The organism is Candidatus Symbiopectobacterium sp. NZEC135, assembly GCF_025962695.1.
Genome location: NZ_JAGFPF010000186.1, coordinates 1 through 2,734, shown reverse-complemented (window position 1 = coordinate 2,734; position 2,734 = coordinate 1). Strand labels below are relative to the sequence as shown.

Below are 2,734 nucleotides of genomic sequence, written 5' to 3'. Positions count from 1 at the left end.
GGAGATTATCCAAGGCGTTTCGTGGCTGCATGCGTCGCGCCACTGACGCCAAAGAGCGGGTTAATTGACGCTGAGGGAAAAGGTGTGGATCAGGAAATGCAGAGCCAAAAGGAACGACAGAGGGATCCTTGCTGGCTTGAAGCACATCAAAAATAAACGCATTAACGTCAACATCTTCAGTCAATTCCACCCGAGCCTGCGTGTTTGAGGGGGAGACGCTATCCAGCGGCGGTGCGGCTAACTGTGGCGCGGCGTAGTAGCCTGACTGTGGGCGCGATATAAGCAGTCCCTGACTTTCTAATAATTGATAGGCTCGTAGCACCGTCATCAAACTCATACCAGAGTGAATCGACTTTTCTCGCAGCGACGGAAGTTTGTCACCCGGCTGCCAAATTCCCTCCTGAAGTTGCTTTCGCATCTGACGAGCCAGTTGCTCGAACTTGGCCATAGCACACCTATTTTTTGCCGTGATGGATAATGGGGGTTGACGGTTAGTGTCGGTCGCAGCGCAATAGCCACGCAGTGGATGGCACGAATGGCATGCACTTGATGCCGGGGATGGGGAGGTTCATACGCTAAACGTCATATTGCGGCTTTTCTAAGATAAGCGAGAGAAAAAACATCGTAAAAACCCACTTCCCCCTTTGTGAATTGGATTTTTGTTATTCCGTTTTTGACTTCCTGCGCGATATGTTCATTGCTCAGCAGTTTATTGACTGTGTCAGGTGAAAGTTGACGGTTGGTAAACCACTCACCGTTATAGCAAACACGTAAATCCAGCACATCTATATCTTCGAAGCGATATTTGGGGTTGATATCTATCGAAAGCGCCACTGACATGACCAGCATAAATCCGGTGAAGCCAATCAGGTAGGGCAGGCCAAAATAAGCCGCATAGAATAATATCAAAGCGACGGGCACGTAGCTGATCAGCATGGCAGAGAACAGGTAAGGGTGCGAGCGCATAAACTTCAGGCTAAAGCGTATTTTATTATCACGCTTCTCTTCACGGTTAATGCGTTCAATCTCTTCAGTCAGAAGGCGCTTTACTTCATCCATCATCAACACCATTACGCTTAGGAAATTCTTCCTGATTCAACAAGAACCTGACAATATTTTATCAATTACAACACAGTTGTACCAAAGAGAATAGATACAGTTTTCGCCGTATTTGCTATAACAGTTTGTTGGCTCGGGAGCTTACCTTTCGTCAGGAGAGGGCCCACGCTCAAGAAAGGTAGAAAGTGCGATATAGCTGCGCACAGAGCGAACGCCCTCCAGGCTTTGAATTTCCATCAGGAAATTTTCCAGAGATTCGGTGTCTGCCGCGCGTACCTTTATTAAAACACACCCATCCCCCGCGACGGTATGCAGCTCTTCAACCTCCCGTCGCTGGGTGAACTGAAGAAGAGCGCGGGTCGCTCTATAGCTGCTGGTATCAATAACCAGGAACGTTAACAGCGTTCGACCCAGCTTGCAGCCATCTAGTACCGCAACGGTTGCCTTTATAACCCCGTCACGTTTCAAACGCTTCACGCGATCGTGCACCGCCGGTGCAGAAAGATTAACGATTTCGCTAAGTTCGCTGTAACTGCGCCCTGAATCTTCTGCCAGTGCACCTAATATTTTTCGGTCGATTGCATCGAGTTCTGCCGGTTTATGTCTTGTCTGCCGAATGCCATCTTTTTCTTTATCAAATGCACTCATAAGGGTTCACTCTCTGAATATGGTGTCGAATATACTCAATTTTACCTAATGATATTCAATCAACAAGTACATGCTGGAGTTTCAATGCCAATAGCGCTTTTAGCCCTCGCCGTCGGCGCATTCGGAATCGGTCTTACTGAATTCGTTATTGCGGGTATTCTCCCGCAAATAGCCGCTGATTTTAATGTCAATATCCCTACCGCCGGGCTAATGGCCACATCTTACGCACTGGGCGTTTTTGTCGGCGCGCCGCTTTTGACGGTTCTGGGGGCGAGAGTGCCCCGCAAGACGATGCTGATAGCACTGGGATTTATATTCACTATCGTTACCGCGATTGCGCCGACACTGGCGCTGGCGATTGCTGGCCGTGTTATCACCTCTTTCAACCATGGTGCTTTTTTTGGTATCGGATCGATTATCGCTGCCTCTCTGGTTGCGCCGGGCCGTCAGGCTAGCGCTATTGCTTTTATGTTTTCGGGACTGACACTGGCTAATCTGCTTGGCGTTCCCCTGGGTACCTGGCTGGCACAACTCTTTGGATGGCGGCTGGTTTTCTGGGTGATTGCCGCGATTGGGCTGTTTACGATGGCCTGTGTTGCTCTGCTGGTACCGCGCATCGAGAAGGGAAAAGCGGTTGCCCTGCGCGCAGAACTACGTGCCTTTGTCGATCCACAGGTATTGCTTGTCATGGGCATCACCGTTTTTGGTCCGGCCGCGTTTTTTACCTCGATTACCTACATTGCTCCGATGATGATCGAAAAAGCCGGTTTTTCAGCCAGCGGTGTGGCATGGCTGATGGTGCTTTTTGGCTTCGGACTTGCAGTGGGAAATTGGGTAGGCGGACGTTTTGCCGATGGATCACTTTTTGGCACGCTTTTCGTTACCCTGGCAGCACAGGGCGCAGTGCTTCTGATCTTTTGGGTCGGTGTTGAAAATCATATGGTTGCCGGTATTTCAGTCTTCCTTATGGCCGCTTTTGGTTTCGCAACGGTTTCTCCCATTCAGGAACTGGTCATGGATCGCGCCC

General features: G+C 49.7%; 4 protein-coding genes. 1 reads left to right on the top strand and 3 read right to left on the bottom strand.

Features of this window, described 5'->3' with window-relative positions:
• From J5224_RS24650 to J5224_RS24640, 3 genes are all read right to left on the bottom strand, one after another.
• Positions 1–448: GntR family transcriptional regulator (locus J5224_RS24650; RefSeq protein WP_264627855.1), on the bottom strand; the 448-nt coding region annotated here is incomplete at its 3' end.
• Between the two features lie 134 nt (positions 449–582).
• A complete protein-coding gene (locus J5224_RS24645; protein ID WP_264627856.1) occupies positions 583–1,059 on the bottom strand; it encodes a YlaC family protein in 477 nt (158 codons plus the stop codon).
• A 141-nt stretch (positions 1,060–1,200) separates the two neighbouring features.
• Positions 1,201–1,707, bottom strand: a complete 507-nt coding sequence (locus J5224_RS24640) for an Lrp/AsnC family transcriptional regulator (RefSeq protein WP_264627854.1) — start codon at positions 1,705–1,707, stop codon at positions 1,201–1,203.
• Between the two features lie 84 nt (positions 1,708–1,791).
• Here J5224_RS24640 and J5224_RS24635 point away from each other — a divergent pair.
• Positions 1,792–2,734: MFS transporter (locus J5224_RS24635; RefSeq protein WP_264627853.1), on the top strand; the 943-nt coding region annotated here is incomplete at its 3' end.

Excerpts from the sequence above, each read along its gene's own strand:
- J5224_RS24645 (WP_264627856.1), bottom strand. The coding sequence starts at position 1,059 with ATGGATGAAGTAAAGCGCCTTCTGACTGAAGAGATTGAACGCATTAAC.
- J5224_RS24640 (WP_264627854.1), bottom strand. The coding sequence starts at position 1,707 with ATGAGTGCATTTGATAAAGAAAAAGATGGCATTCGGCAGACAAGACAT.